This is a genomic window from Streptomyces sp. NPDC094448 (genome assembly GCF_044763775.1).
In the GTDB taxonomy this organism is placed as follows: Bacteria; Actinomycetota; Actinomycetes; order Streptomycetales; family Streptomycetaceae; genus Streptomyces.
The window spans coordinates 81,370-107,591 of the sequence record NZ_JBIWGU010000013.1 but is presented as its reverse complement, the minus strand read 5'-3'; the positions used below and the strand labels follow the sequence as shown (position 1 = coordinate 107,591).

Genomic DNA, 26,222 nt, shown 5'->3' with positions numbered 1-26,222 from the left:
GAGGGAGGGGCTGCGGTGCGGCGGCGGCGGTGCGGGGCCGCCCGAGTGCGGGTACGGCGGCGAGCCGGGTGGGCCCCGGTACGCGGGCCGGCGCGGATGCCGGTGCCGGTACGGGCCGCGGCACCCCTCCCACCCGTACCGCCCGCACCGGGCGTACCGCTCGCGCCGCCGTCACCTCGTCACCGCCGCGATCGCCCGCGCCAGCTCCCCCGCCGTGTCCGGTACCGTCCGGTGGACCCCCCCGGCGACCACGGTCCGGCCGCCGACCACCACCTCGCGGACGTCCGCCGCCGTCCCCGCGAAGACGACCGCTTCGGCGGCGAGCCGGGGCACCGGCCCCGCCGTCCGTACGGTGTCGAGGGCGACGGTCGTGAAGTCCGCGGGCGCGCCGGGCTCCAGGCGGCCCGCCCCGGGGCGGCCCAGGGCGGCGTGCCCGTCCTCGCCCGCGGCCCGGAGCAGGGCGGCGGCCGTCCAGTGGCCGCGGGTGCGGGTCCGCAGCCGTTCGTCCAGCTCCATCGCGCGGGCCTCTTCGAGGAGGTCGATCACGGCGTGGCTGTCGCTGCCGAGGCTGAGCGGGCTGCCCGCCCGCTGGAGCGCGGCGGCGGGCCCGATACCGTCCGCGAGGTCGCGTTCGGTGGTGGGGCACATGCAGACGCCCGCTCCGGAGCCGCCGAGGATCCGGATGTCGTCGCCGGTGAGATGGGTGGCGTGGACGGCGGTGGTGGTGGGCTTCCAGAAGCCGTGGCGGTCGAGGAGCGCGGCCGGGGTGACGCCGTGGACCGCGAGGCACGCCTCGTTCTCGGCGGGCTGTTCGGAGAGGTGGACATGGACGGGGACGCCGTCGGTGCGTTCCGCGAAGGCGGCGTATCCGTCGCTCTCGGCGAAGGCGCGGACCGAGTGGACGGCCGCGCCGACGGTGACGCGGTCGCCGTCGGCCCGCTCCCGGAGCCGGGTCCACCGCTCGTACCAGGCGTCCGCGGAGCCGTCGCCGAACCGGATCTGGGGTCCTTCGAGGGGCCGGTGTCCTTCGGCGGTGAGGCCCCCGTGGAGGTAGACGGTGTCGAGGAGGGTGATCCGGATGCCCGCGTCCCGCGCGGCTTCGATCAGCGCCTCGCCCATGGCGTTGGGGTCGGCGTACGGGGTGCCGTCGGGGCCGTGGTGGAGGTAGTGGAATTCGCCGACGGCGGTGATGCCCGCGAGCGCCATCTCGGCGTAGGCGGCGCGGGCGAGTGCGTGGTACGTGTCGGGGGTGAGCCGGGCCGCGACCCCGTACATGACATCGCGCCAGGTCCAGAAGGTGCCGGAGCCGGTCTGGACGGTGCCGCGCAGGGCCCGGTGGAAGGCGTGGGAGTGGGCGTTGGCGAGCCCGGGGAGGGTGAGTCCGCGCAGCGGTACGGCGCCGGGCGGCGGGGCGGCGGCCCCGGTCCGTACGGCGGTGATCCGCCCGTCGCCGCCGGTGGAGAGGACGGTCCCGGGCTCGGCCCGGTCCCCGAGCCACGCGTACTCGGCCCAGAAGGTCCGGCCGCCGGAGGACGGGGTCAGCGGCTCCCGCATGCCAGTCCCTCCAGTACGTCCGCCAGGGCCAGGACCCCGGCCGTGCAGTCGTCCTCGGACGCCGACTCCGCCGGGGAGTGGGAGACGCCCGTCGGGTTGCGGACGAAGAGCATCGCGGTCGGTACGGAGCCGGAGAGGATGCCCGCGTCATGGCCCGCGCCCGTGCCCAGGACCGGGACGGAGCCGCCGAGGAGTCCGGCGAGTTCGTCGCGCAGGACGTGGGCGAACTCGACGACGGGGGTGAAGGACTCCCGTACCAGCGTCACGTCGACGCGGTCGTGCGCCGCGCGTTCCCGGGCGGCGGACTCGACGGCGGCCACCACCTCGTCCAGCACCTGAGGGTCGGCGGCGCGGGCGTCCAGCCAGCCGCGGACCAGGGACGGGATGGCGTTGACTCCGTTCGGTTCGACCGCGACCCGGCCGAAGGTGGCGACCGCGCCGGTGTCCTCGGCGGCCCGGCGGGCGGCGAGCACGGTCGCGGCGAAGCCGAGCATCGGATCGCGGCGGTCGGCGATCCGGGTGGTGCCCGCATGGTTGGCCTCGCCCGCGAAGTCGAAGCGCCAGCGGCCGTGCGGCCAGATCGCGGAGGCGAGGCCGATCCGGTCGCCCGAGAGGTCGAGAGCGCGGCCCTGTTCGATATGGAGTTCGACGAACGCGCCGATCCGGGAGAGCCGTACGGGGTCGGGGCCGATGGCTTCGGGGTCGTAGCCCGCGTTCTCCATGGCCTCGGGCAGCGTGACGCCGTCCGCGTCGTGGAGCCGGTACGCGGCCTCCCTGGTGAGCACCCCGGCGGTGAGGCGGGAGCCGACGCAGGCCAGTCCGAAGCGGGCGCCCTCCTCGTCGCCGAAGCTGACGATGCCGACGGGCCGGTGGAACGCGGCTCCCCGCAGCCGGAGTTCGTCGAGGGCGGCGAAGGCGGAGACCACGCCGAGGGGTCCGTCGAAGGCGCCGCCGTCCGGTACGGAGTCCAGGTGCGAGCCGGTGACCACGGCGTTCCCGGCGGTGGGATCGCCCAGCCAGGCCCACTGGTTGCCGTTGCGGTCGGTCTCGTACGCGAGTCCGCGGGTCTCGGCCTGCTCCTGGAACCAGGTACGGCAGTCGGCATCGGCGCCGGTCCAGGCGTGGCGCCGGTAGCCGCCGGTACGGGTATCGCGGCCGATCGGGGCCAGCTCCTTCCACATGGCGTGGAAGGAGGGGCCGACGGGGGATGCGATCATGTCCGGTCCCCCGCTCCGGAGTCCGCCGGGCCCCCGAGGTCCCCGCCTTCGCGCATCGGGATCCGCACCCCCTTCTCCTCCGCTACCGTCTCCGCCGTCCCGTACCCCGCGTCGACGTGCCGGATCACGCCCATCCCCGGGTCGTTGGTCAGCACCCGCCGGATCTTCTCCCCCGCCAGGGCCGTGCCGTCGGCGACGGTGACCTGCCCGGCGTGGATGGAGCGGCCCATGCCGACGCCCCCGCCGTGGTGGAGGGAGACCCAGGACGCGCCGGACGCCACATTGACCATGGCGTTCAGCAGCGGCCAGTCCGCGATGGCGTCGGAGCCGTCGAGCATCGCCTCGGTCTCGCGGTACGGGGAGGCCACCGAGCCGCAGTCGAGATGGTCGCGCCCGATGACGACCGGCGCGGCCAGCTCCCCGCTCGCGACCATGTCGTTGAAGCGTTCCCCGGCGCGGTCCCGCTCCCCGTACCCCAGCCAGCAGATCCGGGCCGGCAGCCCCTGGAACCGGACGCGTTCGCCCGCGAGCCCGATCCACCGGGCGAGGGACTCGTTCTCCGGGAAGAGGTCCAGGACCGCCCGGTCGGTCTTCGCGATATCGGCGGGGTCGCCGGAGAGCGCGGCCCAGCGGAACGGGCCCTTGCCCTCGCAGAACAGCGGCCGGATATAGGCCGGTACGAAACCGGGGAAGGCGAACGCCCGGTCGTATCCGGCGAGTTTCGCCTCGCCCCTGATGGAGTTGCCGTAGTCGAAGACCTCGGCGCCCGCGTCCTGGAAGCCGACCATCGCCTCCACGTGCCGGGCCATGGACTCGCGGGCCCGGTCGGTGAATCCGGCCGGGTCCTTCGCGGCGGCGGCCGCCATCTCGCCGAAGTCCAGACCGGCGGGAAGGTAGGAGAGGGGGTCGTGGGCGGAGGTCTGGTCGGTGACGATATCGACCGGGGCGCCCTCCGCGAGCAGCCTCGGGAGTATCTCGGCGGCATTGCCGAGGAGTCCGATGGAGAGGGGGCGGCGGGCGTCGCGGGCCTCGACGGCCAGTTTCAGCGCCTGCTCGACTGAATCGGCGCGGATATCGAGATAGCGGTGGGCGATCCGGCGTTCGATGGCACGGGGATCGCAGTCGACGCAGATCGCGACGCCGTCGTTCATGGTGACGGCGAGCGGCTGGGCGCCGCCCATACCGCCCAGTCCGGCGGTGAGGGTGATGGTCCCGGCGAGGGTGCCGCCGAAGCGTTTCGCGGCGACGGCGGCGAAGGTCTCGTAGGTGCCCTGGAGGATGCCCTGGGTGCCGATGTAGATCCACGAGCCCGCCGTCATCTGCCCGTACATGGTGAGGCCGAGGGCTTCGAGGCGGCGGAACTCCTCCCAGTTGGCCCAGTCCCCGACGAGGTTGGAGTTGGCGATCAGGACCCGCGGGGCCCATTCGTGGGTCTGCATCACGCCGACCGGGCGGCCTGACTGGACGAGCATCGTCTCGTCGGCCTTGAGGGTGGTCAGGGTGCGCACCATGGCGTCGTAGGAGCGCCAGTCGCGGGCCGCCTTGCCGGTGCCGCCGTAGACGACGAGCCGGTCGGGGTGCTCCGCGACCTCGGGGTCCAGATTGTTGGCGAGCATGCGCAGGGCGGCCTCCTGCGGCCAGCCCGCGGCGGTCAGTTCCGTACCGCGGGCGGCTCGGACGGGCCGGGGCCCGGGTCCGGGTGCGGCTCCTGACATGGTGTGTGCCTCCTGAATCCCGCTGGGGGTCCGGCGGCCCCGGCCGCGTGCCTGCCCGGGACCGCCACCGGCTCCGACTCGAACTATTCACATCCTGATCTCATGAATAGGACTAGTCAACAGTCGCGCCCGGCAGCCGGCGGATGGTTGGCTGAACCACATGACTCTCGAAGGACCTGACCGCGCCCGCCGCCGGGACGCGGCCGTGCGCGCCGCCGTCGAACAGGGGCTGCTCGACGGGGACCAGATGGTCGCCGCGCTGCTCGACACCGCCGGAATACGCGCCTCCGCCGCCGCGCTGCGGTCCGCTTTCGCGGCCGTGACGGACGCGCCCGTCCTGCACGCCTTCGCCGTGAAGGCCGCGCCGCTCGTACCCGTACTGGCCCTGCTGAACGCCGAGGGCATCGGCGCGGAAGTGGCGAGCCCGGGTGAACTCGCCCTGGCCCGCGCGGCCGGGATCCCGCCGGAGCGGACCGTACTGGACTCCCCGGCCAAGACCGGGGCCGAGCTGCGCGAGGCGCTGGCGCTGGGCATCGCGCTCAACGCCGACAACGCGCAGGAGATGGACCGGCTGGACGGTCTGGTGGCGGCCGCCGGGGCCGGTACCGTACCGCCGCTGGGTCTGCGGGTGAACGCGCAGGTCGGCGCGGGGGCGATCGGCGCGCTGTCGACGGCGACCGCGACGTCCAAATTCGGCTTCGCGCTCCAGGACGAGGGGGCCAGGAAGGCACTCGTCGGGCTCTGCCTGGACCGGCCGTGGCTGACCCGGCTGCACACCCACTCCGGTTCGCAGGGTGTGCCGCTCGCCCGGATGGTCGCGGGTGTACGGGAGGTGTACGCCCTGGCGGAGGAGGTCAACGCGGCGGCCGGGCGGCAGCAGATCGACACGATCGACATCGGCGGCGGGCTGCCGGTGAACTTCGGCTCCGACGAGGAGACTCCGTCGTACGGGGAGTACGCCCGGCTGCTGAAGGCGGAGGTCCCGGGGCTGCTGGACGGACGGTACGGGCTGGTCACCGAGTTCGGCAGGTCGCTGCTGGCCAAGCACGGGCTGATCCTCGCCAGGGTCGAGTACGCGAAGGTGTCCGGGGGCCGTCCGATCGCCCTGACCCACGCGGGGGTCCAGGTCGCCACCAGGACGGTGTACGACCCGGAGTCCTGGCCGCTGCGGATCGCCGCCTACGACGGCGCGGGCCGGCCCAAGACCGGACCGGAGGTGGTGCAGGACGTGGCGGGACCGGCCTGTTTCGCCGGGGATCTGCTGGCGCGGGAGCGGGCGCTGCCGGAGCTGGCGGCTGGGGACGTGGTCGCCGCGCTGGACACCGGGGCGTACTACTTCTCGAACCACTACGGCTACAACAGCCTGCCGCGGCCGGGGGTGTACGGCTTCCGGGAGACCGGACCGGACGGGCCGGTGTCGTTCGCGACCGTACGGGAAGCACAGACGGTGGCGGAGATCGTCGCGGAGTCGGGCGGGGCGCACCGGGACGCGCTGCTGTAGGCGCACCGCCGGTGAAGGCCGGGCACTCTACCGGCCCCGGGCATGTTCCGTTGGAAAATGCCACAACTCCCACCGGGGCCCGCCACGTTGCGTAGTGTCCTGGTCACTGTCGTGCCGTGGCGCGCGGACCCGCGCGCGGGGAGGAGACGACTGGTGGCAGCCGAGGAGAACGTACTCGACGAACTCAGACGGCTGAGACTGCGCATGCCCCAGCTCACCGGGGCCCTCGCGGCAGGCACCAACGGCCTGGTGCTCGGCGCCGACGCGGGGAACCCGGAGGGCGTGGCCGCGCTGACCGCAGCGGCGCTCGGGGTCTGTGTGCGGCTCACCGAGGCGGGCGGCCAGGGCCGGTTCCAGGAGCTGCTGGTCCGGGGCGAGCGGGGGTACGTCGCCAGCTATGCGGCGGGCTCGTCGGCGGTCCTGACCCTGCTGGCCGGGCCGCGCGTCAACATCGACCGCCTCCACCGGGAGGCCCGCCGCTCCGGCGCCCGCATCGGCGATCTGCTCGACGGACACCCGCGCCGCGCGTGTCCGGGCCCATGACGGGCGCGCGCCGCGGAAGGCGGCGGGTCCCGGCGGTCCTCCGCAGCGGACGGCCGTCGGCCGTGACGGCCACGCCCCGCGGAAGGCGGCTCCGGTGACTGCGGGCGGCGGTCTGGGCGGCCGGCGCGCGGACTGGGTGGACCCCCGCTACGGCGAACTGGCGGAGCATGTGGACCGCGAGATCAGCCGCGCGTTCCGCAGACCCGACCGGACACCGTGCCCCGAATGCGGCGCGCTCGGCGTCCACGTCCTCGTGACGGAGGGCACCCGGGGGCCGGTCTCGGTTCCCTGCCTGGCCTGCTGAACGGCGGCACCGCCGGGCCGGTCGGCGGACTCGCGGACCGGCCCCGCGGCGCGGGCGGACCGAAACCGGGGCCGGCGTCTCCAGCACCGGCCCCGCGGCGCGGGCGGACCGAAATCAGCGGCGCTTCGGCGGGGCCGTCCGGCGGCGGGCGCCGCCCGGCACCGCGTCGCCCGCGGCGATGCCCGTCGTACGGAAACCCTTCGCCTGCCTGCCGACCGGGCCGCGGGACATCCAGTCCGTACGGACCCAGAGCAGCGTCTCGGTATCGCGCTCCAGACGGCCCAGCCAGAGCGCCTTCGCCCACAGGCCCGCGCCGGCTCCGGCCAGCAGCAGGCCCAGCGCACCGGGCAGGGCGAAGGAGCTGACGACCGCCGCGGCGAAGGCGCCGAGGAGCCACCAGCGCAGGGCCCGGCGGCGCAGCTTCAGCGTCACCGCCCGGTCCTGGAGGACGTCGGAGCGCCCGGCGCGGGTCGCCGCGCCCGCGAAGTGGGTGTAGCGGCTCCGGCGGGCGACGGAGGTGACGGCCAGGGCGACCAGGAACAGGGCGGCCCCGGACAGCAGGCCGATCCGGCGGCCCGTGAGGCCGGGCAGCAGGCCGCCGACGGCCGCGCCGAGCAGCCCGAGCCACCACAGGGGCGCCGCTCCCGCCCGTACCACGACCGCCACTCTCGCCAGCGACTGCGCCCCGCGTCCCACTCCGTACCCCTTCCGCCGCCATGCCTCTGCCGTTGCTTCCGGGGGAGGTTAGCGGCGGTTTCTGAGCACCGCCTGAGAACGGCGGTTTGCCCCTTACTGCCCCGGCGGCTACTCCACGAAGAGGCCGCGCGCCGCAGCGCCCGAGTCGAACTCCTCCAGCCGTGCCTGGGCGTCCGGCAACTCGTCGCACATGGCCTCCAGCAGCACCCGGCCGAGCAGCATGGGAGCGCAGGCGGTGTCGAAGGAGAGGCCGGTACCCACCGCCGCGGGGATCAGCACCTCGCTGACGGCGGCGACCGGGGCGAACGCCGAGTCCGCGACGGTGACGACCGTCAGCCCGGCGGTACGGGCGTGCCGGAGGGCGTCCACCACCTCGCGGGGGTGGCGGGGCAGTGCGAAGCAGAGCAGGGCGGTAGCGCCCGCGCGGCGGGCGTGGTCGATCCGGTCGGTGAGCAGTGAGCCGCCCTCGTCGAGCAGGCGGACATCGGGGTGGACCTTGGCCGCGAAGTACGCGAAACCGCGGGCCTGCGCGGCGGCGGCCCGCAGTCCGAGGACGGGCAGCGGGCGGGAGGCCGCGAGGAGCCGGGCGGCGCGGACCACGGGCGCCGGGTCGGCGAGGAGTTCGCCGAGGTGCTTCAGGTTCTCGATTTCGGCGCGGACCGCCTGCTGGTACTCGTTGAGTTCGTCCCCGGCGGGACCCGGGCCGGGCGGGGCGACCTCGCGCAGATACTTGCGCAGCGCCGGATAGCCGTCGAAGCCGAGGGCGACGGCGAAGCGGGTGACGGAGGGCTGGCTGACCCCGGCGACCTCGGCCAGTTCCACGCTGGACAGGAAGGGCACGTCGGCGGCGCGGCGGACCATGCTGTGGGCGATCCGCCGCTGGGTGGGGGTGAGCCGGTGCCCCTCGAAAAGCTGCTGCAGCCGCGCGGCGGGGCTGTCCGTCGTGCCCGTCATGCCCATGGTCCTCGTCTTCTGCTGGTCTCGTGGCGCGCGGATCCGTCCGGGTGACCGCCGCGGTCGCGGTCCATCATGGGCCGCCGGGCGCCGGCGGTGCGGCCGGACGCCGGGATCCGGACGGGGTGATACGGGCTCCGCCAGCAGCCGGCCGGTACCCGCACCCGCTCCGCTATTCAGCCACACACCCCTCTGAATGACCATATACAGCAGCCCGGTGGGGGCGGCCCCTGCGGTCCGGTCCCGGCGCCGGGGCGGGCACGGCCCCCGCCCACCTGCGAGCCCCGCCGGGAAGACGGGGGTTACCCCCACTGACGCGGCTGGGGCGGGAACGTAGCGTGGTGGGCATGGAAGCCCGCGACCCAGAGCTGAAAAGAGAACTCGACGCGACGCTGTACGCGCGCCGCGAACTGGGCGAGGAGTACGAGTCCGCGCTCGTCGACTCGTTCCTGGAGAAGGTGGAACAGCGTGTGGACGGTACGGTCGACCGCCGTGTCCGCAGACAGCTGGCGGAACAGCAGATGGTCGTGGCGCGGGGCACCCGCCCCCAGCAGCCGGTCGACTCGAACTTCGGCGAGCGGTTCGGCTTCGGCATCATCTCGATGATCCTGGCGGTGCCGCTGACCGCGATAGGCGTGGTCAACGCCGGGTTCAAGGGCCTGGTGGTGGCGTGGCTGGGCATTGTCGGGGTGAACTTCGTCCATGCGGCCCGGGGCGGTTTCCCGTGGCGGCGCCGGTCGGACGAGGACCGGGGCAAGGACGGTTCGGGCTCCGGCTGGGAGGGCTGACCGGCACCCGCCCCGGCACCCGGGCCGGGTCCCGGCACCCCTGCTTCGGGACCGTTCACGGGTGGAGGCGCGGCGCCGGTTCCCGTACGAGCGCGGGGGCCGTACGGGAGCTGGGGAGTACGCGGGGGCCGCCGTACACCCCGGGCCGCCTGCCCGGGGGCGGGACGACGGCGGTCCCCGCGTAGGACGCGGCCGGACCGGGCCGTCTCCGGCCGGTCACCACCGCGTCGGGCGCCTACGGGTCCGGGAGCCGCTCCGGAGGATCCAAGACGCCGGCTTGGCGTCGGCGGGGGCCGTCTGGCGAGGCCCCCGAGCCGACACCTCCACTCTCCCCGATCCGTGTTAACCGGGTGCTGCGGCGGTGTGAAAGCCGTGTTCCAGCCCGGTGAACCGGCCCGGCGGACCCTTCCGGTTACAGCCCGGGGCCCGGCTGCCCCGCTGCCCATGGGTACGGACAGGGTACGGACCGGGCCCCGGCTGCCCCTGCCCCTGCCCCTGCCCCTGCCGACGGGTACGGCCCGGAGCCGGGCTGCCGCGCCCTTCTCCGCCCGCTCCCGCCCCCGCCTCTGCCCCTTCCCTTTCCCCTGCCCCTGTTCCGCCGGCCGCTACTTCGCGGCGTCCGCGAGGAAGGAGAGCAGGTCCTGGCGGCTGACGACGCCCGTGGGCTTCCCCTCCACCAGGACGATCGCCGCATCCGCCGCGCTGGCGGTATCGCTCAGCACCGCCATCAGGTCCGCCACCGGCTCCCCGGAGCCGACCTGCGGAAGCGGGGCGCTCATATGCTTCTCCAGCGGGTCGCCGAGGACGGCCCGCCCGGTGTAGAGGGCACCCAGCAGCTCCCGCTCCACCACCGAACCGATGACCTCGGCGGCCATCACGTCCGGATGACCCGCGCCCGGCTTGACGATGGGCATCTGGGAGACCCCGTACTCCCGCAGCACGTCGATCGCCTCGCCCACGGTCTCCTCCGGGTGCATATGCACCAGGCTGGGGATCCTGCCGCGCTCCTTGTGGCGCAGGACGTCGCCGACGGAGGCGGCGGGACCCGCTTCCTCCAGGAATCCGTAGTCGGCCATCCACTCGTCGTTGAAGATCTTCGACAGATAGCCGCGCCCGCTGTCGGGCAGCAGCACGACCACCACATCGTCGGGGCCGAGCCGCTCCGCGACCCGCAGCGCCGCGACGACGGCCATCCCGCAGGAGCCGCCGACCAGCAGGCCCTCCTCCTTGGCGAGGCGGCGGGTCATCTGGAAGGAGTCCTTGTCGGAGACGGCGACGATCTCGTCCGTCACCGTCGCGTCGTAGGCGGTCGGCCAGAAGTCCTCGCCGACGCCCTCGACGAGATACGGGCGGCCCGAGCCGCCGCTGTAGACCGAGCCTTCCGGGTCGGCTCCCACGATCCGGACCCGGCCGTCGCTGATCTCCTTGAGATAGCGGCCGGTGCCGGAGATCGTGCCGCCGGTACCGACACCCGCGACGAAATGGGTGATCTTTCCCTCGGTCTGTTCCCAGAGTTCGGGACCGGTGGTCTCGTAGTGCGAACGGGGGTTGTTCGGGTTGGAGTACTGGTCGGGCTTCCAGGCCCCGGGGGTCTCCCGGACCAGCCGGTCGGAGACGTTGTAGTACGAATCCGGGTGCTCGGGGTCGACCGCGGTGGGGCAGACGACGACCTCGGCACCGTAGGCCCGCAGCACGTTGATCTTGTCCGTGGACACCTTGTCCGGGCAGACGAAGATGCATTTGTAGCCCTTCCGCTGGGCCACGATCGCCAGGCCGACCCCGGTGTTTCCGCTGGTCGGCTCCACGATCGTGCCCCCCGGCCGGAGGGCGCCGCTCTCCTCCGCCGCTTCGATCATGCGCAGGGCGATCCGGTCCTTGACCGAGCCGCCGGGATTGAAGTATTCGACCTTGGCCAGGACGGTCGCCCGAATGCCCTCGGTCACGCTGTTCAGCTTCACCAGCGGGGTGTTGCCGACCAGGCTGATCATCGAATCGTGAAAGCGCACAATTGTTCTCCGGGATCTCCGACTGAGGGTGCTGAAGGGCAGCCCATTGAGGGTGCGGTAAAGCGTATGCGGAGGTGACGGTGATTGGGCGGTGCCGGTTACCGGGCAGTTAGCTCTTGATGACAGGAGGTGGGCGGTGTCGGGAGCGAGAGTGGCACGGCGGATCGCCGCGGGCGCGGCCTACGGCGGAGGCGGCGTCGGCCTGGTCGGCGTCGCCGCGGTGGGTGTGCTGCTGGCGGAGGTGCAGCTCGCGAAACGCTCGGTGGGCGGCGGCATCGCCCCGCTGCCGCCGCGCGGCGACGGGCTGTACGGGCTGGCCTTCGGGCGGTCCCGGCCGCTCTTCCTGGGACTGCTCGGCGACTCCACGGCGGCCGGACAGGGCGTGCGCCGGGCCGGGCAGACCCCGGCGGCCCTGCTGGCCTCCGGTCTGGCCGCGGTCGCCGAGCAGCCGGTGGACGTGGTCAACGTCGCCCTCCCGGGGGCCCGCTCCGACGATCTCGACCGCCAGGTGACCCTGCTGCTCTCGGACACCTCGCGGCTGCCCGATGTCTGCGTGATCATGATCGGGGCCAATGACGTCACGCACCGGATGCCGCCGACGGAGTCCGTCCGGCATCTCGCGGCGGCCGTCCGCCGGCTCCGTACCGCGGGCGCGGAGGTGGTCGTCGGCACCTGCCCGGACCTGGGCACCATCGAGCCGGTGTACCAGCCGCTGCGCTGGCTGGCCCGCCGGGTCTCGCGCCAGCTGGCCGCGGCCCAGACGATCGTCACGGTGGAGCAGGGCGGCCGGACGGTATCGCTGGGGGATCTGCTGGGCCCGGAGTTCGCGGCGAATCCGCGGGAGATGTTCTCCATCGACAACTACCACCCCTCGGCGGAGGGGTACGCGACGGCGGCCATGGCGATGCTCCCCACGCTCTGCGCGGCCCTCGGCCTCTGGCCGGAGCCGGACCGGCCGGACGCCTCGCGGGACGAGAGCGTCCTCCCGGTGGCCCAGGCGGCGGCCACCGCGGCCCGGGAAGCGGGTACCGAAGTCACCCCGTCCCGCGCCCCCTGGGCCCTCCTCAAACACCGCCGCCGCCGTCGCCTCCCGGAGGAGGCCGGGGAGCCCGGGCACACCACGACGGCCGGGGGGCCGGAGGCCGGGCGCCCCGGCGCGGACCCCTCCGCCCACCGGTCCGGCTTCCGGGTGCACCGCCACTGAGCCTGGAGCATGCGGTGAGCGGGCGCTTAGAATTGAGGTGACCGTCACACTCCGGCACCCGTGACCCCGTGGCTACCTAGCGGTAGCTTCCATCCCGTCCGCCCTCTTCACCTGGAGCCGTGATGCCCGAAGCCGTCATCGTTTCCGCCGCCCGCAGCCCGATCGGCCGGGCCTTCAAGGGCTCCCTGAAGGAGCTTCGGGCCGATGATCTGACCGCGACGATCATCGGGGCCGCCCTGGCGAAGGTGCCCGAGCTGGACCCCGCCGAGATCGACGACCTGATGCTCGGCTGCGGTCTGCCCGGCGGTGAGCAGGGCTACAACCTCGCGCGGATCGTCGCCGTCCGGATGGGCCTGGACCACCTCCCGGGCTGCACGGTCACCCGCTACTGCTCGTCCTCCCTCCAGACCTCCCGGATGGCGTTCCACGCCATCAAGGCCGGTGAGGGCGATGTCTTCGTCTCGGCCGGGGTGGAGATGGTGTCGCGCTTCACGAAGGGGTCGTCCGACGGTCTGCCGGACACCCAGAACCCGGTCTTCGCCGAGGCGCAGGCCCGGACCGAGAAGGTCGCGGAGGGCGGCGTCGACGGCTGGCACGACCCGCGCGAGGACGGGCTCCTGCCCGACCCCTATATCGCGATGGGCCAGACCGCGGAGAACCTCGCCCGGCTGAAGGGCATCACCCGCCGCGAGATGGACGAGTTCGGCGTACGGTCGCAGAACCTCGCGGAGGCAGCCATCGCGGCGGGATTCTGGGAGCGCGAGATCACCCCGGTGACCACGCCCGACGGCACGGTCGTCAGCGCAGACGACGGCCCCCGCGCGGGCGTCACCCTGGAGGGCGTCGAGGCGCTGAAGCCGGTGTTCCGGCCGGACGGCCTGATCACCGCGGGCAACTGCTGCCCGCTGAACGACGGCGCCGCCGCTCTGGTGATCATGAGCGACACCAAGGCCCGGGAGCTGGGTCTGACCCCGCTCGCGCGGATCGTCTCCACGGGCGTCTCGGCGCTCTCCCCGGAGATCATGGGGTACGGCCCGGTGGAGGCGTCGAAGCAGGCGCTGGCCCGAGCCGGGCTGACGATCGGCGATATCGACCTGGTCGAGATCAACGAGGCCTTCGCCGCGCAGGTCATCCCCTCCTACCGGGATCTCGGGGTCGACCTCGACAAGCTGAACGTCAACGGCGGCGCGATCGCGGTGGGCCACCCGTACGGAATGACCGGCGCCCGGATCACCACCACCCTGATCAACAGCCTCCGGTTCCACGACAAGCAGTTCGCACTGGAGACGATGTGCGTGGGCGGGGGGCAGGGCATGGCGATGGTGCTGGAGCGGCTGAGCTGAGCGGCAGCGGAGGGCAGGGGGCGCCCGGGGAACGAGGGCGGCGCGTGCCCTCCGCGGACGCGAAGCGCAGCGCGACCGACAACACCCGCTGCCGAGCCGGGCGGGGAACCCGGAGAACCCCCGGAAAGACGTTCGCGCCGGAATCGGGCAAAGGCCCGGTTTCCGGCGCCTTCCCTCTCCGGGGCCGGAAAATGAGGCACGTTCTCCAGCCGTGATAGAAACAGCCCCAGGCTGTAATCTAACCCCTCCCTCTGCTACATTTCCGCAGGTCAGAAACGTCTGCACGGTAAACCCCGGGCCAAAAGTCCTGTCCAATTCGTGACGTATTGCACTGACAGGACCGGCATCCCCCTTGCAAGCTGAGGTAGGAAGTCGGGGGTGTCGACGAAACCGGGAGTACGTCAGTGAGCGTTCTGTCACTTGCTCTGCTGCTGACCACGGCCGCTGCCACGGTCGTGGGCGCCGCGTCCCTGCACGCCGCCCGCGGTCTGCGCCGCCAGGTCACCGCCCTGCGCACCGAACTGTCCGCCGTCACCGTCGCCGCCCGTGCCACCACGGCCGCCGCGTCCGCCGCCGCGTCCGTACCGCAGGCACGGCACACCCCGGCCGCCGAGATACGCGCGGCCGTCGCCGAGGCGCTCGCCGAGGAGCGTGAGCGCGAGCTGGCGGAGGCCAGGGCGTTCTGGGCCGCTCAGGAGGCGCGGGACGCCGCCGACGCGCCCGCACCGCTCGTGGGCGGGGTATCGGCGCCCGCTCCGGCCGGTGCTCCCGCCGAAGAGCTGCCCTTCTACATACCGCGGCAGGCGGACCTCGTGGGCCTGGAGTCCCTGGAAGCCGTGGACTACGACATGGCCGAGGCGCTGGAGGAGCTGGCGGACCTCGCCGACGCGACCGACGCCCCCGAGATCCCCGGGGGCCCCGAGTATGCGGAGGACTCCCCGGAGCTGGCCGCCGCCCGCCGCCGGCACCCTTCGCACCCCGATTTCGTTCCGGCGCAGTCGCCGGTCACCACGGACCACGAGCGCACGGTGGCCCGGCTGGAGGAGCTGGCCGACGCCGGAACCGAACTGGCAGACGTACGGCCGGGACCGCTCGGCACCCTCGACGTGTACGTCTTCGTCGACGGGACGACGCTCTGCATGACCCCCGGCCACCGGGAGACCGCCGAACGCCTCGCACAGGCCCTGCGCGACGGCGACACGCCCTTCCTGCTGGGCGGCTCCGGGGTCTCCGGGGCGTACGCACTGACCTTCCTCTGCGGTGACGAGCCCGTCTACATCCTCGCGGACCGGGTCATCGCGTCCCTCTGAAAGGCCCTCAGGGAAAGGCGCGGCGCTTCGCCGCGACGACCAGCGCCACGGCCTCGTCCAGGTCCGCCGCCCCCGCGGCGGCCCCCGCGGACGGGGCCGTTCTCAGTGCCTCGGAAAAATCCGTTCCGGCCACGAGCAGTTGGTCGGCGACGGCGAAAAGCCCCGCGTCCGGCATGATCCGCGGCGGCCGGGCGGGCTCCTCCAGCAGCTGGGCACGCCGTGCCAATTCCCTGGCCAGCCCGAGCCCTTCCGTCGCGGCGCCGCGCGCGAGACGGCTCTGCGGGGCCGCGCGCAGGGCGTCGGCGAAGCGGTCGAGGGCATCGAGCAGGGGGGTCGTATCGAGCACAGCGCAGCCTATGCACACTCCGCGGACTGTTGCCAACGGGCGAACCCTCGGGCACGGTGTCGGGAAGGAGCACACGCGCAACGCGTCCGGAGGCGCCCATGTCCCCAGCCCCTGTCTTCTCCGAAGAGACCCATCGCAATCTGCTCTCCCGTATTCCCCATTGCACCGGCCGTGAGATCGCGGAATGGCTGCACACCGTCGAGGAAGGCCCTTCTCTCCTGCGCTTCGAGGAGAAGGTGAGCTGGCTCCGGAGTGAGCACCAACTGTCGTACGGCCATGCGAAGGCGATCATCCACGAGTACGACCTGCGGCGGGCCGCGCGCAGACTGCTGTAGACCGTGGCGGCGGAGCAGGATCCGAAGTCCGGCAGAGCGGCCGGAGCAGATAGAGCAGGCAACGGGGAAACGGAAGGGGCCCGCAGGCGCGATGCCCGCGGGCCCCTCGTCACCGGCCGGGTGCGGCACCCGGCCGGTCCGTCATCGGACGATCAGAGGCTGATCAGTCGTCGCCCTGGAGGATCGACAGCACCCGGAGCATCTCCAGGTAGATCCAGACCAGGGTCATCGTGAGGCCGAAGGCGGCGAACCAGGCCTCGCGGCGCGGAGCGCCGTAGGTGATGCCGTCCTCGACCTGCTTGAAGTCGAGGGCGAGGAAGCAGGCACCGAGGATGATGCCGATGACACCGAAGAGGATGCCGAGGCCACCGCTGCGCAGGCCCAGACCGTCGCCGCCGCCGATCAGGGCGACGAGGAGGTTGACGGCCATGAGCAGCATGAAGCCGATCGCGGCACCGATCACAAAGCCGTAGAAGCGGCGGTTGACCCGGATCCAGCGCATCTTGTAAGCGACCAGCACTCCGGCGAAGACCGCCATCGTGCCGAGCACGGCCTGGGCGACGACACCCGGGCTGATGTAGGTGCTGACGGCGTTCGAGATCACACCGAGGAAGACACCCTCGAAGGCCGCGTAGGCCAGGATCAGCGCCGGGACCGGCTTGGCCTTGAAGGACTGGACCATCGCGAGGACGAAGGCCACCAGTGCGGCGCCGATCGCGATGCCGTAGGACTTGCCGAGGTTGTTCTCGTCGACGGGGAGCAGCGTCCAGGCGAGCGCGGCGGTGACCACGACGGTACCGAGCGTCATCGCGGTGCGCGAGACGACGTCGTCGATGGTCATCGCGCCGGAGCGCGTCTGCGGGCCGCCGTCGACCGGCGTGGCGGTCGGGGCGTACGGGTTGGTGGCGTACGGGTTGCCCGTGGCGGTGCCCTGGGCGTACGGGTTGGTTCCTACGGCGCCCCCGGCCTGCGGCTGCGCGTTGAAGCCCGCCATGCCGTTGTCGCGGCTGAACCCCCGTCGCGAGAAGACCGGGTTACTGCTCCTCATTTCACTCCTTCATGGCCGCCCTGCGCGGCCTTAGCGACAAGAGTAATCGGAGGGCAAAGATCCGGCCCTCGTGCCAACGGAGGATCTTTCCGGATCGTGACCCTTTTCTCAGATCGTTCCCGACCTGTCGTGGGCCGTTTCCGATGCCGTGGGGCGGCGTGCCGGGCCGCGGGGCCCGGCGGACGGCCCCCGGGGCACGGTGACCGCGCGGTCCGGCCGGGGGGTGCGGGACGGGTCCGGGCCTGGGGCGGGTGGTCCGGGCCTGGGGTGCGGGTGGTCCGGGCCGGGGGCGGAACGGGCCGGGGGTGGGGACGGGGCGGCGGCCCGGGTCCGCGGAGGAGGCGGCGGGGCCGGCGGAAGGGGGCCGGCCGGGCCGGGGTCCGGGACCCCGGCGACCGTTCGGGATTCAACCGGTTTCCGGGTCCCCTGAGAGACGTCCTGGGGCGGCAGTGCCCGGAGCCGGACTCGAACCGGCACGCCCTCGGAAGGGGCAGCGAGGTTTAAGCTCGCCGTGTCTACCGTTCCACCATCCGGGCCTGGCGAGCGGCTTCGCTACGGGGGATGAGCCTAGCCTCGGACGACCCGTCAGCGGCCTTATCCTGGCGGGAAGTTGTCTGATTTCATTACCGTCTGAGAGAACGTCAGTGCAGGTCAGGGCGGCGCGTCTGCACATGTCCCGACAGATGGCCACTCTCACGACTTCATGCGATTGACGGAAAGTCGACGCCCGTGCCCCTTACCGGCGCACGGCCGTCCCCGCGGTGCCCCGGAAGTGCGCCGCGCACCCCCCGCCGTCTCCCCGGCGTCCGCCCGGCGGCCGACCGGACTCGGGGACGGGGTCATCCCCAAGGAGGAGGACCGGGGCCCGGGGTGCGACCCAAGAGGGCCCCGGGAACCGGTACCGGGACTGACGTACCGGTACCCGGGCAGGCGAGACGATAAGGATGTCCCGATCGACACCGAACAGGAGCCTCCCCTCGTGACCACCATGCACCTCACCCACCGCGCGGCCGCCGTCGCCGCGCGCGCCACGGACCTGTCCAAGGTGTACGGACAGGGCGAGACCCAGGTGGTCGCGCTGGACAAGGTCAGCATCGACTTCCGGCAGGCCGAGCTGACCGCGATCATGGGCCCCTCGGGGTCCGGCAAGTCCACGCTGATGCACTGCGTGGCCGGTCTCGACACGTTCAGCGCCGGTTCCGTCCGGATCGGGGACACCGAGCTGGGCAGCCTCAAGGACAAGCAGCTCACCCAGCTGCGCCGGGACAAGATCGGCTTCATCTTCCAGGCCTTCAACCTGCTGCCGACGCTGACTGCCCTGGAGAACATCACGCTCCCGATGGACATCGCGGGCCGCAAGCCGGACCAGGCGTGGCTGGAGAACGTGATCAACATGGTGGGGCTCTCCGGGCGCCTCGGCCACCGGCCCACGCAGCTCTCCGGCGGCCAGCAGCAGCGCGTGGCCGTCGCCCGTGCGCTGGCCTCCCAGCCGGAGATCATCTTCGGTGACGAGCCCACCGGAAACCTCGACTCGCGCTCCGGTGCCGAGGTGCTGGGCTTCCTCCGCAACTCCGTCCGTGAGCTGGGCCAGACCGTGGTGATGGTGACCCACGACCCGGTGGCCGCCTCCTACGCGGACCGGGTCGTCTTCCTGGCCGACGGCCGGATCGTCGACGAGATGCTCGACCCCTCCGCCGACGGCGTACTCGACCGGATGAAGGCCTTCGACGCCAAGGGACGGACGAGCTGACCCCTGGCCGCCTCCCCGCCCGGCTCTCACCACAGGACTGAATGACAATGCTCCGTACCGCACTGCGCAATATCCTTGCGCACAAGGCCCGGCTGCTGATGACCGTGCTCGCCGTGATGCTCGGCGTGGCCTTCGTCTCCGGCACCCTGGTCTTCACCGACACCCTCGGCAACGCCTTCCGCAAGCAGTCCGCGAAGGGCTTCGAGAAGATCGCCGTCCAGGTCGACAGCCCCACCCGGGGCGAGGGCGACACCGAGACCGGCCTGCCGGCCGGCACACTGGCCCGGATCCAGGGGCTGCCCCAGGTCGCGGAGGCCACCGGCCGGGTCTCCGGCTTCGCGGGCGTCGCCGACCAGAAGGGCAAGCTGATCGGCAACGGCTGGTCCAACACCGGCAGCAACTTCGCCCCCGGCAAGGACGGCAAGGACCCCTCGTACGACTTCACCGAGGGCAACGGCCCGGCGAACGCCGGGGAGATCGCCCTCGACAAGGACACCGCGAAAAAGGGCAAGTACCAGGTCGGTGACACCGTCCGGGTCGCCACCAGCGGCCCCGTCGCCGAGTACACCCTCTCCGGAGTCTTCACCACCGAGCTGGGCTCGGTGAGCGCGGGCGGCAGCATGGTGCTCTTCGACACCGCCGTGGCCCAGAAGCAGTATCTGAAGCCGGGCCTCTTCAGCACCTTCACCCTCACCGCCAAGGACTCCGCCACCGACGAGCAGGTCCTCGCCGCGGTCAAGCCGCTGCTGCCGAAGGGCGCCGACGCCGAGACCGGCACCAAGCTGGCCGACGACGAAGCCGCCCTGATCAAGCGCGAGCTGAGCGGCCTGAGCACGATGCTGCTGGCCTTCGCCGGGATCGCGCTCTTCGTGGGCATCTTCCTGATCGCCAACACCTTCACCATGCTGGTCGCCCAGCGCACCCGTGAACTGGCCCTGATGCGCGCCGTCGGCGCCTCCCGCCGCCAGGTCAAGCGTTCGGTGATCCTGGAGGCCGGCCTCGTCGGCGTCCTCGCCTCCACCGTCGGCTTCGGCCTCGGTCTCGGCCTCGCCGTCGGTCTGCGTTCGCTGATCGGGTCCATCGGCGCCAAGATCCCGAACGGTCCGCTGATCATCTCCCCGACCGCGGTGATCTCCGCGCTCACGGTCGGTGTGGTCGTCACCGTCCTGGCCGCCTGGCTGCCCGCCCGCCGGGCGGCGAAGATCCCGCCGGTCGCCGCCATGAGCAGCGTCCACGCGGTGGCCTCCGCCAAGTCCCTGCTGATCCGGAACATCATCGGCAGCGTCATCACCGCGAGTGGTCTGGCGCTGATCGGCGCCGGTGCCGGGGCGAGCGACGGCAGCAACGGCCGGATCATGATCGCCGTGGGCGCGTTCCTCGCCCTCATCGGTGTGATCGTGCTGATCCCGCAGCTCTCCCACCCGCTGATCGCCCTGATCCGTCCGCTGCTGGTCCGTTTCTTCGGGGTCTCCGGCAAGCTCGCCGCGCAGAACGCGGTCCGCAATCCGCGCCGTACCGGAGCCACCGCGTCCGCGCTGGCGATCGGGCTGACCCTGGTCACCGGTCTGACCGTGATCGGGGTGACCGTCGGCCAGGCCATCGACCGGATGACCACCGACAACGTCCGCGCCGACTATCTGGTCTCCATGTCCAGCGGTACGCCGCTCGACGTCTCGGCCGTGGACGCGCTGCGCAAGGCCAAGGGCGTCGAGGGCCTCTCGCGCAAGCAGATCGGCTCCGCGGAGATCAAGGGCTCCGAGCAGATGATCACCGGGGTCGACCCGGCGGACTTCGGCAAGGTCTTCAGCATCAAGACCGTCTCCGGCTCCCTGGACACCCTGACCCGGGGACAGCTGGTGGTCGAGGAGAAGACGGCGGAGAAGCAGCAGTGGAAGGCCGGGGACCAGCTGCCGCTCGTCTTCGAACGCGACGGCAAGAAGACCACGAAGACCCTGACGGTCGGTGCGGTCATCGCCGAGAACGAACTGTTCTCCTCGTACGTCGTCGACCACAAGGTGCTCGACCCCTTCGAGGAGAAGCCCTACCTCCCCGAGGTGTGGGTGAAGATGGCGGGCGGTGAGACCAAGGCCAACGAACAGGCCCTGATCGACTCCCTCGGCAACAACCCGGCCATGAGCGTCATGGACAAGCAGGACATCCGCAACTTCTTCGGCGGCATGATCAACACGATGCTGAACATCATGTACGGTCTGCTCGCCATGGCGCTGATCATCGCGGTCCTCGGGGTCGTCAACACCCTGGCGATGTCGGTCTTCGAACGCCAGCAGGAGATCGGCATGCTGCGGGCGATCGGCCTGGACCGGCGCCGGGTGAAGCGGATGATCCGTCTGGAGGCCGTGGTCATCTCGGTCTTCGGCGCGGTGATCGGCGTCGGCCTCGGCTCCTTCCTCGGCTGGGCCATCGGCGAGACCTTCCGCAGCTCCATCCCCAACTACGAGCTGGTGATCCCGTACGGCCGGATCGGCATCTTCCTGCTGCTGGCCGGAGTGGTCGGCGTGCTGGCCTCGCTGTGGCCCGCCCGCAGCGCCGCGAAGCTGAACATGCTGACGGCCATCAAGACCGAATAGCGGCACCGAGCAGTCCGCCGGGCGGTACGGCGCAAGGGCCCCGGGATCCCGAGATCCCGGGGCCCTTCCCGTACGCCGGGGGCCTTTCCGTACGCCCGGGGCCCTTGCCGTACCTCAGTTCCAGGTACGGGTCCTCAGCGGCAGGCCCGAGGCGCCGCCGGCCGGTGTCCGGACCGCCAGGACCTGGTTCACCCCGATCCGGTTCCGTTCGAAGGAGAGCGCGGACGCGGCCATGTAGAGCCGCCAGACCCGGGCCCGGCCGGGCGAGGTGAGCCGTACCGCCTGCTGCCCGCCGGACTCCAGCCGCGCCACCCAGCGGCGCAGCGTCAGCGCGTAGTGTTCCCGGATCGACTCCACGTCCCGCACCTCGAACCCGGCGGACTCCAAGGCCGTCACCGTGGACCCCAGGGGCAGCAGCTCCCCGTCGGGGAAGACGTAGCGGTCGATGAAATCGTCCAGGCGGTAGGCCGATTCGTCGGTCCCGGGTCGGCGGGCGATCTGGTGGTTCAGCAGCCGGCCGCCGGGTTTCAGCAGCGCGTGCAGCCGGGTGGCGTACTCGCCGTAGCGGGCCGCGCCGACGTGCTCCGCCATCCCGATGGACGAGATCGCGTCGTACGGCCCGTCCGTGACGTCCCGGTAGTCCTGGACCCTGATCTCCACCCGGTCCGTCAGCCCGGCCTCCGCGATCCGTTTGCGGGCGTAGGCGGCCTGCTCCCGGGAGAGCGTGACGCCCGTGACACGGGCCCCGTACTCCCGGGCCGCGTGGATCGCCATCGACCCCCAGCCGGAGCCGACGTCCAGCAGCCGGTCGCCCTGCCGCAGTCCGAGCTTCCTGGCGACCAGGTCGAGCTTGGCGTGCTGGGCCTCCTCCAGGGTGGTGACGCCGTCGCCCCAGTAGGCGCACGAGTAGACCATGGACGGCCCGAGGACCAGTTCGTAGAAGTCGTTCCCGACGTCGTAGTGGTGGCGGACGGCCCGGCGGTCGCGGCGCCGGGTGTGCGAACGGCCGTGCCGGTGGCGGTCCTCCTCCGGGGGCGGCGGCGGGGGCGGGAGGAGGCCGCCGGTGCGGAACAGCTCCCGTACGGCGGACCGGACCCGCGGGTCGCGGAGCTGCCGCAGTCCGCCGGCCCGGGGCGGGGCGCCGTCGTCCGGGGTCACGTCCCACACCACCCCGGCGAGCCGGTCCAGCGCCGTGTAGAGGTCGCCGTCGATATCGAGGTCCCCCGCGACCCAGGCGCGGGCGAGGCCCAGCTCGCCGGGCCGCCAGAGCAGCCGCCGCAGTGCCCGGCGGTGCCGTACGACGAGGACCGGGCCGCCGGGCGGCCCGGACTCCGAACCGTCCCAGGCCCGGATCCGCAGGGGGAACGGGGCGTCCAGCAGGGCTTCGGCGAGGGCGGTCAGCTTCGGCGCGACCGGGGTCATGCACACACCTCCGTGGGGTCCCGCGTCCGGTGTCCGCGGACGCTGGATGGCCGGGTCGTTGTCCCCCACAACAACCCGCCTACGGTGGGTGCTTCCCCGCTCGTCCGCCGACGAGCGGTCAGAGGGCCGTCGGCCACCCCTTCGCACCGTGCCGAAACGTCCGCATGGCCCCCTGGTACCCGCCTGTGCGGCCCCCGGGACCACGGCACGCGGCTACGGCGGAGGGGCGGGCCCCGGGCCTGCGCCCTCCGGGCACGGCAGAGGGGCCGCCCGCACCACGGAGGCGGGCGGCCCCTCTGTTCAGGGTGCCGGTGAAGAGGCCGGGGTCAGGAAGCCTTGGCCTTCTCGGGGGCCGCGGTCGCGGCCGGCGCGGGCGCCGGCTTGGCGGCCTCGTAGAACTCCTCGCGCGGGGACTGGATCGCGCCGAGCGATACGACCTCGCGCTTGAGGAACATCTGGAGCGTCCAGTCCGCGAAGACCCGGATCTTCCGGTTCCAGGTCGGCATGGCCAGACCGTGGTAGCCGCGGTGCATGTACCAGGCGAGACGGCCGCGGAGCTTGATCTTCATCTTGCCCATGACGATCATCGCGACGCCCTTGTGGAGGCCGAGGCCGGCCACGGCGCCCTTGTTGGCGTGGCTGTACTCCTTCTGCGGGAAGCCCCGCATACCGGAGATCACGTTGTCGCCGAGGACCTTGGCCTGGCGCAGCGCGTGCTGGGCGTTCGGCGGGCACCAGGCGTTCTCCACCCCGGCCTTGCGGGCGGCCACGTCCGGGACCTGGGCGTTGTCGCCCGCGGCCCAGATGTAGTCGGTGCCCTGCACCTGGAGGGTGGTGGAGGTGTCCACATGGCCGCGGGGGCCGAGCGGCAGGCCGTAGCGGGCGAGCGCCGGGTTCGGCTTCACACCGGCGGTCCACACGATGGTGTTGGAGTCGACCTCCAGGCCGTTCTTCAGCACCACGTGGCCGTCGACGCAGGAGTCCAGCGACGTCGAGAGGTAGATCTCGATACCGCGGCTCTCCAGATGCTCCTTGCCGTAGGCGCCGAGCTTGGGCCCGACCTCGGGGAGGATCTTGTCGGCGGCGTCGACGAGGACGAAGCGCATGTCCTCGCGCTTGACGTTGCGGTAGTACTTGGCCGCGTCCCTGGCCAGGTCCTCGACCTCACCGATGGTCTCGGCACCGGCGAAGCCGCCGCCGACGAAGACGAAGGTCAGGGCCTTGCGGCGGACCTCCTCGTCGGTGGTGGAGTCGGCCTTGTCCAGCTGCTCCAGAACGTGGTTGCGCAGGCCGATGGCCTCCTCGATGCCCTTCATGCCGATGCCCTGCTCGGCGAGGCCGGGGATCGGGAAGGTACGGGAGACCGCGCCGAGCGCCACGACCAGATAGTCGAAGGGCAGCTCGTAGGCCTCGCCGACGAGCGGGGCGATCGTGGCGACCTTGCGGTCCTGGTCGATCGTGGTGACCCGACCGGTGAGCACCTCGGCCTTGGGCAGCACGCGTCGCAGCGGGACGACGACATGCCGGGGCGAGATGCTGCCGGCGGCGGCTTCGGGGAGGAAGGGCTGGTACGTCATGTACGAACGGGGGTCGACGACCGTGACGGTCGCCTCGCCGTAACGCATCTTCTTCAGAATGCGCCGGGCCGCGTACAGGCCAACGTACCCACCGCCTACGACGAGGATCCTGGGACGCTCCGTGGTGCTCATGCCATCGAGTATCCACCCCCTCCCGAGGGGGTGCTCGTGAGCCCCTTCACAAGAACCGTGGGCACCTCTGCTACACTGCGCGGCCCCCGTGATCCAGATGACACCACAAAGAGGGAACCCGGCCGGTGGTCCAGTCGTTGGGAACCCGCCGTGAGCAGGCCGCTTGGGCCCGGCCGAGGGGATTGCCCCCCATCTGGTTCACACGCCCGAAACAGGGTGAAGTTCCCCTTGTCGGGGTCCTGTCGGGCCCTTGGACCGGACGGAACGGGCCTTTCGGCCCCCCAAGGCCCCCAGCAGGCCCGTTTTCCTTGTGAAGAACTTCACGAACTTGGTTTCCGGGCCCCCGCGCGGCGGTGCGGGGGCCCGCTTTATACGGGCCTTATGTCGGATTTATACGAGGGACCAGGCGATGCCGTCGAGGATGTCGTGCTCGCTGACGACGACCTCCCCGGCCCCGGTCCGCTCCATGATCCCGAGCAGGATCAGGGCGCCCGCGACGATGACGTCGACCCGGCCGGGGTGCATCACCGGAATCGCCGCGCGCTCGTCGTGCGTGGCGGCGGCGAGGGTACGGGTGATCCCGGCGACGGTCTCGTAGGAGATCCGGGAGTGGTGGATGGCCTCCCAGTCGTAGCGGTCGAGGCCCAGCGCGATCGCGGCGACCGTGGTCACCGAACCGGCCAGCCCGACCAGGGTGGCCGCGCTCCGCAGCGGAACGGTCTCCTCGGCCAGGTCGAGGGCGGCCGCCACGTCCGCGCGGATCGCCGCCAGCTCGGCCTCGGCCGGCGGGTCGCTGCGGACGTGCCGCTCGGTCAGCCGTACGCAGCCGATATCGACCGAGCGGGCGGCCGCCACGTGCTCGCGGCCGGTGACGAACTCGGTGGAGCCGCCGCCGATGTCGACGACCAGCCGCTCCTCGTGGCCGGGCAGCTCGCGGGTGGCGCCGGTGAAGGAGAACTCCGCCTCCTGCGCCCCGGTCACCACCTCGGGCTCGACACCGAGGATGTCCAGGACGCCCCGGACGAACTCGTCGCGGTTCTCGGCGTCGCGGGAGGCGGAGGTGGCCACGAAGCGCACCCGCTCGGCGCCCAGCTCCTCGATGACGCCCGCGTACTCGCGGCAGGCGGCGAAGGTGCGCTCCAGCGCATCCGGCGCCAGCCGCCCGGTGCGGTCCACGCCCTGGCCCAGCCGGACGATGGTCATCCGCCGGTCGAGTTCGCCGAGCACCCCGGTCGCGGGGTCGAGATCGGCGACCAGCAGGCGGATGGAGTTCGTACCGCAGTCGACGGCGGCGACCCGGGTCATACGGAGGCCTCGGCGGCCGGGGCGCAGGGGGTCACACACGGGCCCTTGGCCCACCACTCGGGCAGCATCGCGATGGCCTCGTCGCCCAGCGGGTTCACCCCGGGCCCGGCGGCCAGCGAGTGGCCGACCAGGACGTGCAGGCACTTCACCCGGTCGGGCATACCACCGGCGCTCGGGAAGCCCGTCAGCTCCTCGATCTCGTCGCGGCGGGCGATGTAGTCCTCGTGGGCGGCCCGGTAGGCGGCCGCCAGCTCGGGATCGGCGGCCAGCCGCTCACTCATCTCCTTCATCACGCCATTGGCCTCCAGCGTGCCGATCGCGGAGGCGGCACGCGGGCAGGTCAGATAGTAGAGCGTGGGGAAGGGGGTGCCGTCGGGCAGCCGGGGCGCGGTCTCGACCACATCGGGCAGTCCGCAGGGGCAGCGGTGGGCGATCGCGCGCAGCCCGCGCGGCGGCCGCCCGAGCTGCTCCTCGAAGGCCGCGATATCGGCGTCCGTGGGGGCGGTGTGCTCGGTGGTGGGAGGAGGGGTTTCCATGCCTGCCTTGGGTCCGGGTCGTGCCTGCTGGTGCTGCTGGTGCTGCTG

Annotated in this window: 22 protein-coding genes and 1 tRNA gene; 10 read left to right on the top strand and 13 right to left on the bottom strand. The window is 72.4% G+C overall.

Features of this window, described 5'->3' with window-relative positions; all coding sequences use genetic code 11:
* Window positions 1–171: 171 nt before the first annotated feature.
* From ACIQ9E_RS24665 to hutU, 3 genes are read right to left on the bottom strand one after another with little or no spacing between them, the layout of a single operon-like run.
* Window positions 172–1,554 (bottom strand): formimidoylglutamate deiminase, encoded by a 1,383-nt coding sequence (locus ACIQ9E_RS24665; RefSeq protein ID WP_403710421.1) that lies wholly within the window; start codon window positions 1,552–1,554, stop codon window positions 172–174.
* Window positions 1,539–2,771, bottom strand: coding sequence for an allantoate amidohydrolase (locus ACIQ9E_RS24660; protein WP_403710419.1), 1,233 nt, complete (start codon window positions 2,769–2,771; stop codon window positions 1,539–1,541). The genes ACIQ9E_RS24665 and ACIQ9E_RS24660 overlap by 16 nt, the downstream gene beginning before the upstream one ends.
* A complete protein-coding gene (hutU, locus tag ACIQ9E_RS24655; RefSeq protein WP_403710417.1) occupies window positions 2,768–4,486 on the bottom strand; it encodes a urocanate hydratase in 1,719 nt (572 codons plus the stop codon). The genes ACIQ9E_RS24660 and hutU overlap by 4 nt, the downstream gene beginning before the upstream one ends.
* A 160-nt stretch (window positions 4,487–4,646) precedes the next feature.
* On the opposite strand from hutU, the gene ACIQ9E_RS24650 reads away from it, so the two are divergent.
* The 3 genes from ACIQ9E_RS24650 (at window position 4,647) to ACIQ9E_RS24640 (ending at window position 6,834) form a co-directional block, all read left to right on the top strand.
* Entirely contained in the window at window positions 4,647–5,987 is a 1,341-nt protein-coding gene (locus tag ACIQ9E_RS24650; RefSeq protein WP_403710415.1) for a diaminopimelate decarboxylase, read from the top strand.
* A gap of 153 nt (window positions 5,988–6,140) precedes the next feature.
* On the top strand, window positions 6,141–6,530 hold the full coding sequence (locus tag ACIQ9E_RS24645) for a roadblock/LC7 domain-containing protein (protein ID WP_403710413.1): 390 nt from the start codon (window positions 6,141–6,143) through the stop codon (window positions 6,528–6,530).
* A gap of 94 nt (window positions 6,531–6,624) precedes the next feature.
* Window positions 6,625–6,834 carry a hypothetical protein gene (locus tag ACIQ9E_RS24640; protein WP_366258041.1) on the top strand — a complete coding sequence of 70 codons (210 nt, stop codon included), beginning with the start codon at window positions 6,625–6,627 and terminating at the stop codon, window positions 6,832–6,834.
* A gap of 114 nt (window positions 6,835–6,948) precedes the next feature.
* Here ACIQ9E_RS24640 and ACIQ9E_RS24635 read toward each other — a convergent pair whose 3' ends face one another.
* Window positions 6,949–7,530, bottom strand: coding sequence for a hypothetical protein (locus tag ACIQ9E_RS24635; protein ID WP_403710411.1), 582 nt, complete (start codon window positions 7,528–7,530; stop codon window positions 6,949–6,951).
* Window positions 7,531–7,638: 108 nt separating this feature from the next.
* Entirely contained in the window at window positions 7,639–8,484 is an 846-nt protein-coding gene (locus ACIQ9E_RS24630; RefSeq protein ID WP_403710409.1) for a MurR/RpiR family transcriptional regulator, read from the bottom strand.
* Between the two features lie 347 nt (window positions 8,485–8,831).
* Between ACIQ9E_RS24630 and ACIQ9E_RS24625 the strand changes: the two genes are divergently transcribed.
* Window positions 8,832–9,272, top strand: coding sequence for a hypothetical protein (locus ACIQ9E_RS24625; RefSeq protein ID WP_403710407.1), 441 nt, complete (start codon window positions 8,832–8,834; stop codon window positions 9,270–9,272).
* Between the two features lie 605 nt (window positions 9,273–9,877).
* Here ACIQ9E_RS24625 and ACIQ9E_RS24620 read toward each other — a convergent pair.
* The gene (locus ACIQ9E_RS24620; RefSeq protein WP_403710405.1) at window positions 9,878–11,278 is read right to left on the bottom strand and encodes a cystathionine beta-synthase; all 1,401 of its coding nucleotides are present in this window, start codon (window positions 11,276–11,278) and stop codon (window positions 9,878–9,880) included.
* Between the two features lie 151 nt (window positions 11,279–11,429).
* Here ACIQ9E_RS24620 and ACIQ9E_RS24615 point away from each other — a divergent pair, with 151 nt between their 5' ends.
* The 3 genes from ACIQ9E_RS24615 to ACIQ9E_RS24605 all read left to right on the top strand — a co-directional run bounded on the left by ACIQ9E_RS24615 (window position 11,430) and on the right by ACIQ9E_RS24605 (window position 15,135).
* Window positions 11,430–12,482, top strand: a complete 1,053-nt coding sequence (locus ACIQ9E_RS24615; protein WP_403710617.1) for an SGNH/GDSL hydrolase family protein — start codon at window positions 11,430–11,432, stop codon at window positions 12,480–12,482.
* 122 nt (window positions 12,483–12,604) lie between these two features.
* Entirely contained in the window at window positions 12,605–13,825 is a 1,221-nt protein-coding gene (locus tag ACIQ9E_RS24610; protein ID WP_403710403.1) for an acetyl-CoA C-acetyltransferase, read from the top strand.
* A 404-nt stretch (window positions 13,826–14,229) separates the two neighbouring features.
* Entirely contained in the window at window positions 14,230–15,135 is a 906-nt protein-coding gene (locus ACIQ9E_RS24605; RefSeq protein ID WP_403710401.1) for a hypothetical protein, read from the top strand.
* A 7-nt stretch (window positions 15,136–15,142) separates the two neighbouring features.
* On the opposite strand, the gene ACIQ9E_RS24600 is transcribed toward ACIQ9E_RS24605, so the two are convergent.
* Window positions 15,143–15,481 (bottom strand): hypothetical protein, encoded by a 339-nt coding sequence (locus ACIQ9E_RS24600; protein ID WP_403710399.1) that lies wholly within the window; start codon window positions 15,479–15,481, stop codon window positions 15,143–15,145.
* Window positions 15,482–15,579: 98 nt separating this feature from the next.
* Here ACIQ9E_RS24600 and ACIQ9E_RS24595 point away from each other — a divergent pair, with 98 nt between their 5' ends.
* Window positions 15,580–15,816, top strand: coding sequence for a DUF4287 domain-containing protein (locus tag ACIQ9E_RS24595; RefSeq protein ID WP_403710397.1), 237 nt, complete (start codon window positions 15,580–15,582; stop codon window positions 15,814–15,816).
* 163 nt (window positions 15,817–15,979) lie between these two features.
* Here the strand turns inward: ACIQ9E_RS24595 and ACIQ9E_RS24590 are convergent, their stop codons facing one another.
* Window positions 15,980–16,864, bottom strand: a complete 885-nt coding sequence (locus ACIQ9E_RS24590; protein WP_403710395.1) for a Bax inhibitor-1/YccA family protein — start codon at window positions 16,862–16,864, stop codon at window positions 15,980–15,982.
* Window positions 16,865–17,314: 450 nt separating this feature from the next.
* Window positions 17,315–17,400 (bottom strand) — tRNA-Leu (locus ACIQ9E_RS24585).
* 452 nt (window positions 17,401–17,852) lie between these two features.
* On the opposite strand from ACIQ9E_RS24585, the gene ACIQ9E_RS24580 reads away from it, so the two are divergent.
* Window positions 17,853–18,614 (top strand): ABC transporter ATP-binding protein, encoded by a 762-nt coding sequence (locus tag ACIQ9E_RS24580; RefSeq protein ID WP_403710615.1) that lies wholly within the window; start codon window positions 17,853–17,855, stop codon window positions 18,612–18,614.
* A gap of 47 nt (window positions 18,615–18,661) precedes the next feature.
* Window positions 18,662–21,202, top strand: coding sequence for an ABC transporter permease (locus ACIQ9E_RS24575; RefSeq protein WP_403710613.1), 2,541 nt, complete (start codon window positions 18,662–18,664; stop codon window positions 21,200–21,202).
* 114 nt (window positions 21,203–21,316) lie between these two features.
* Here the strand turns inward: ACIQ9E_RS24575 and ACIQ9E_RS24570 are convergent, their stop codons facing one another.
* From ACIQ9E_RS24570 to ACIQ9E_RS24555, 4 genes are all read right to left on the bottom strand, one after another.
* Window positions 21,317–22,624, bottom strand: a complete 1,308-nt coding sequence (locus ACIQ9E_RS24570) for a class I SAM-dependent methyltransferase (protein ID WP_403710393.1) — start codon at window positions 22,622–22,624, stop codon at window positions 21,317–21,319.
* A gap of 326 nt (window positions 22,625–22,950) precedes the next feature.
* The gene (locus ACIQ9E_RS24565) at window positions 22,951–24,333 is read right to left on the bottom strand and encodes an NAD(P)/FAD-dependent oxidoreductase (RefSeq protein WP_403710391.1); all 1,383 of its coding nucleotides are present in this window, start codon (window positions 24,331–24,333) and stop codon (window positions 22,951–22,953) included.
* Between the two features lie 390 nt (window positions 24,334–24,723).
* Window positions 24,724–25,638, bottom strand: coding sequence for an exopolyphosphatase (locus ACIQ9E_RS24560; RefSeq protein ID WP_403710389.1), 915 nt, complete (start codon window positions 25,636–25,638; stop codon window positions 24,724–24,726).
* Entirely contained in the window at window positions 25,635–26,174 is a 540-nt protein-coding gene (locus ACIQ9E_RS24555; protein WP_403710387.1) for a DUF501 domain-containing protein, read from the bottom strand. The genes ACIQ9E_RS24560 and ACIQ9E_RS24555 overlap by 4 nt, the downstream gene beginning before the upstream one ends.
* Between the last annotated feature and the right edge of the window lie 48 nt (window positions 26,175–26,222).

What these genes read in the sequence shown, in the direction of transcription:
- ACIQ9E_RS24665 (WP_403710421.1), bottom strand. Translation starts at nt 1,554, where the DNA reads ATGCGGGAGCCGCTGACCCCGTCCTCCGGCGGCCGGACCTTCTGGGCC.
- ACIQ9E_RS24660 (WP_403710419.1), bottom strand. Translation starts at nt 2,771, where the DNA reads ATGATCGCATCCCCCGTCGGCCCCTCCTTCCACGCCATGTGGAAGGAG.
- hutU (WP_403710417.1), bottom strand. Translation starts at nt 4,486, where the DNA reads ATGTCAGGAGCCGCACCCGGACCCGGGCCCCGGCCCGTCCGAGCCGCC.
- ACIQ9E_RS24650 (WP_403710415.1), top strand. Translation starts at nt 4,647, where the DNA reads ATGACTCTCGAAGGACCTGACCGCGCCCGCCGCCGGGACGCGGCCGTG.
- ACIQ9E_RS24630 (WP_403710409.1), bottom strand. Translation starts at nt 8,484, where the DNA reads ATGACGGGCACGACGGACAGCCCCGCCGCGCGGCTGCAGCAGCTTTTC.
- ACIQ9E_RS24625 (WP_403710407.1), top strand. Translation starts at nt 8,832, where the DNA reads ATGGAAGCCCGCGACCCAGAGCTGAAAAGAGAACTCGACGCGACGCTG.
- ACIQ9E_RS24610 (WP_403710403.1), top strand. Translation starts at nt 12,605, where the DNA reads ATGCCCGAAGCCGTCATCGTTTCCGCCGCCCGCAGCCCGATCGGCCGG.
- ACIQ9E_RS24595 (WP_403710397.1), top strand. Translation starts at nt 15,580, where the DNA reads ATGTCCCCAGCCCCTGTCTTCTCCGAAGAGACCCATCGCAATCTGCTC.
- ACIQ9E_RS24590 (WP_403710395.1), bottom strand. Translation starts at nt 16,864, where the DNA reads ATGAGGAGCAGTAACCCGGTCTTCTCGCGACGGGGGTTCAGCCGCGAC.
- ACIQ9E_RS24580 (WP_403710615.1), top strand. Translation starts at nt 17,853, where the DNA reads ATGCACCTCACCCACCGCGCGGCCGCCGTCGCCGCGCGCGCCACGGAC.
- ACIQ9E_RS24575 (WP_403710613.1), top strand. Translation starts at nt 18,662, where the DNA reads ATGCTCCGTACCGCACTGCGCAATATCCTTGCGCACAAGGCCCGGCTG.
- ACIQ9E_RS24570 (WP_403710393.1), bottom strand. Translation starts at nt 22,624, where the DNA reads ATGACCCCGGTCGCGCCGAAGCTGACCGCCCTCGCCGAAGCCCTGCTG.
- ACIQ9E_RS24565 (WP_403710391.1), bottom strand. Translation starts at nt 24,333, where the DNA reads ATGAGCACCACGGAGCGTCCCAGGATCCTCGTCGTAGGCGGTGGGTAC.
- ACIQ9E_RS24560 (WP_403710389.1), bottom strand. Translation starts at nt 25,638, where the DNA reads ATGACCCGGGTCGCCGCCGTCGACTGCGGTACGAACTCCATCCGCCTG.
- ACIQ9E_RS24555 (WP_403710387.1), bottom strand. Translation starts at nt 26,174, where the DNA reads ATGGAAACCCCTCCTCCCACCACCGAGCACACCGCCCCCACGGACGCC.